At 64.8% G+C, this 3,133-nt stretch carries 2 protein-coding genes and 1 pseudogene; 1 reads left to right on the top strand and 2 read right to left on the bottom strand.

What is annotated here, in order from left to right:
* Nucleotides 1-273: 273 nt before the first annotated feature.
* Nucleotides 274-1,653 (bottom strand): MATE family efflux transporter, encoded by a 1,380-nt coding sequence (locus tag Q4F91_RS13255; RefSeq protein ID WP_303338205.1) that lies wholly within the window; start codon nucleotides 1,651-1,653, stop codon nucleotides 274-276.
* Nucleotides 1,654-1,862: 209 nt separating this feature from the next.
* Between Q4F91_RS13255 and Q4F91_RS13250 the strand changes: the two are divergent.
* Nucleotides 1,863-2,354: pseudogene (locus Q4F91_RS13250) on the top strand (trimeric intracellular cation channel family protein); the annotation flags it as partial.
* A gap of 235 nt (nucleotides 2,355-2,589) precedes the next feature.
* Here Q4F91_RS13250 and Q4F91_RS13245 read toward each other — a convergent pair.
* Nucleotides 2,590-3,133, bottom strand: a 544-nt coding sequence (locus tag Q4F91_RS13245) for a lyase family protein (RefSeq protein WP_303338204.1), incomplete at its 5' end; no start/stop codon positions are given.

Genomic DNA, 3,133 nt, shown 5'->3' with positions numbered 1-3,133 from the left:
CGGCACTACTATAACCAAGAAAAGGCCCCCGTGGCAGGGGCAGGGAAAAAAATTTCTTCTCCCGATGCCCCGCGATCCCTTGTTCGGCGCGGGTTCGTGAAGCCTGAGGGAGACGGTCCGCATCATTCCCGGATCCGCAAATCCCCTCCCCCGGGATTCCTGCCCTCCCCGATAGCCTTTGATAAACAGGGAATTTTTGCCTCTTCAGGCCCGGAGGCGTCAGAACCGTCATGTACGGCTCTGAATGACGGGGAAAAAATGCAACAAACCGCGTCAGTCCGCGGAAGTCAGCGCTCCCTGACGCAGTCTGCGGCCGCTTCTGAGCCACACGAGCCACGCTCCGGCGCCGAGCACGACGGCGTAGACCGTGTCCGAGGTCCAGAAAACCGCGACGGAGGTGCCGACCATGGCAAGGAGCCCCACGTAGAGCGCGTAGACGAACGCGGCGAGGATGGTGATGCGGAAGCTCTCGCGCGCGAAGCCCAGCGCCCCCAGGATGAAATAGTAGTAATAACAGGGAATTGATAGGATGTAGGAGACCGTCATCACGTAGTAGGCGGGCTTGGAGTCCTCGATCACGTCGGGGAGGTCGGTGAGGAGCCCGAGCACCGCCTCCGGGAAGAGAAGGAAGACTGCCGACGGGAGCACCATCGCCGCCGCGCAGATCTTCAGGCCCAGCCAACAGAGGCCGCTGATGCGCTCCGGGCTCCCCGCGCCCGCGAGATTCGCGGCGAGCGAGCCGCAGGTCGTGCCGAAGGCGTGCACGAAGAGGAAGAGGAGGCTTCCGAGCTGCCGCACGACGTTGCTGATCGCGAGGCCGCGCTCGCCCGTGATCTGCTCGACCGAGATGAAGAAGAAGAGCCAGACGCCGAAGGCGACCGCCTCCTGCAGCATCAGCCACCGTCCGAGCCCGAAGAGCTTCGACTGGAGCTCCCTCACCGGGGCCCACGGGCCCGAGAGCGTCCGCACAAGCCACTCGCGCTCCATCGCGAGACGGATGAAGAGCACGAGAAGCGCAGCGATCTCGCTCAGCGCGGAGGCGATCGCCGCGCCCGCGATGCCGAGCTCCGGGAAGGGTCCGATGCCGAAGATGAGCACGGCGTTGAGCGCACAGTTCACCGCGACCATCACGAACGAGCTCACCGTGAGCACGCGCGGCCGGAGGATCGAGACGAAGAACGCCCGGCCGAGCAGGCAGAGGTACGCCACGGGGAGCGCGATCGTGCGCCAGAAAACATAGTCGACGGCCGCGCGGCGCACCTCGGGCGAGCCGATCGCCGGGGCGAAGACGGGCTCGAGGAGCACAACGGTGACGATGGCCACCACCGCGCCCGCGATCACGAGAAAGAGCGCGCTCTGCCGGAACACCTCGCCCACGCGCCTGAGGTCCCCGGCGCCGTTCGCGCGCGACATCAGCGACTGCGCGCCGATCGAGTAGCCGATGCCGAGCATCACGAGGAGCATGACGAAGATGCTCGCGATGCCGGCGGCGGCGAGCTCCGCCTCGCCGTAGCGGCCGAGGAAGAGCACGTCGGTGAGGCCGATCAGCTGCTCGAGGAGAAGGCCCGCGAGGAGCGGCATGGCCGCGCGGAAGATGGACTTCGGCCGCAGCGCCTGCTCGAGATCCGTCTCGGTCCTACGGTTTGCGTCCAATTTCCTTCCTCCTTCCGGTTCCTTGTGAATTCACCGGCGGCACGCCTTCCGGCCTCCGCCGCGTTCTCCTGAGCTTCCTGAGTTTACTCAATCTAAGACATTCCACCTACCCGGTTTCAACTGCCTCTCGTCGCCCGGGAAAATCCGTTGGACGGCCGGGACGCCTGAAGGAAAATAGGCGCACCGTCCGTCTGGGAAACCTCTGGAAGATGTTCAGCAACCTCCTCGAAATCACCGACCTGATCGGCATCGTCGCCTTCGCCATCGCCGGCGTGCTCGCCGCCGAGGGCAAGAACCTCGACCCGGTGGGCGTCTTCGTGATGGCCTTCACCACCGCCTTCGGGGGCGGCGTCGTGCGTGACACCATCATCCACGCCGAGACCTACTACTGGGTGGCGCACCCCGAGTACGTCTGCTTCACGATCGCGCTCGCGGTCTTCGCGCCGGCGCTCAAGTGGTTCAAGTTCAAGGCGCTCTACACGACCGTGATCTGGGCCGATGCGATCGGCCTCGCCTTCTTCTCCGTGGGCGGCACCGCGCTCGCGCTCGACGCCGGGCTCACGAACCTTCCGGCGGTGCTGATCGGCGTGTGCACGGGCGTCTTCGGCGGCCTCCTGCGTGACGTCTTCCTCTCGCGCGTGCCGATGGTGCTCACCGACAAGCAGCCCTATGCGTCGGCGGCCTTCGCGGGCTGCTGGCTCTACATCCTGCTTCTCACGGGGACGTCGGCCGACGCGGCGCTCCTCTCGGCCTCGGTCTTCACGGTGGCTCTGCGCATGATCTGCTGGTACATGCACCTCTCGGTCATCAGCTACGACGAGCCCGACGATCCGGTCAGGGAAGGCGCAAAAAGGGCCGCGCTCTTCAGGAGCAAGCGCGGCCCTTCACATCATCCCGGGCGCTCGGACATCAGACCCGGAATTCGTCGCTCACCGGTCAGCCGGCCTTCACCGGATTCGGGTGAATCATCTTCTTCGGATCGACATAGACGTCGAACTCTTCTGCCGTGCAGAGACCCAGCTCAAGCGCTGCGTCCTTCAGGCTCATGTCCTTCTTGTGCGCGTAGTGGGCGATCTTCGCCGCGTTGTCGTAGCCGACGAGCGGGGAAAGAGCCGTCACAAGCATGAGCGAGCGGGTCATGAGCTCGTTCAACTTCGCCGTGTTGGCGGTGATGCCCGTGACGCAGTGAATCTCGAAGGACTTCATCACATCGGCGAGGTTCTTGATCGACTGGATCAGGTTGTAGGCGATGACGGGCTTGAAGACGTTGAGCTCGAAGTTGCCCTGCGTCGCGCCGAAGTTGATCGCCGTGGCGTTGCCCATGACCTGGACGGCGACCATCGTGACGGCCTCGCACTGGGTGGGATTGACCTTGCCCGGCATGATCGAGGAGCCCGGCTCGTTGGCGGGGATGTTGATCTCTCCGAGGCCGCAGCGCGGACCCGAGGCGAGCCAGCGGATGTCATTGGCGATCTTCATG

This window comes from Sutterella sp. (assembly GCF_030539355.1).
Lineage (GTDB): Bacteria > Pseudomonadota > Gammaproteobacteria > Burkholderiales > Burkholderiaceae_F > Sutterella.
This window is presented reverse-complemented; position numbering and strand designations above follow the sequence as displayed.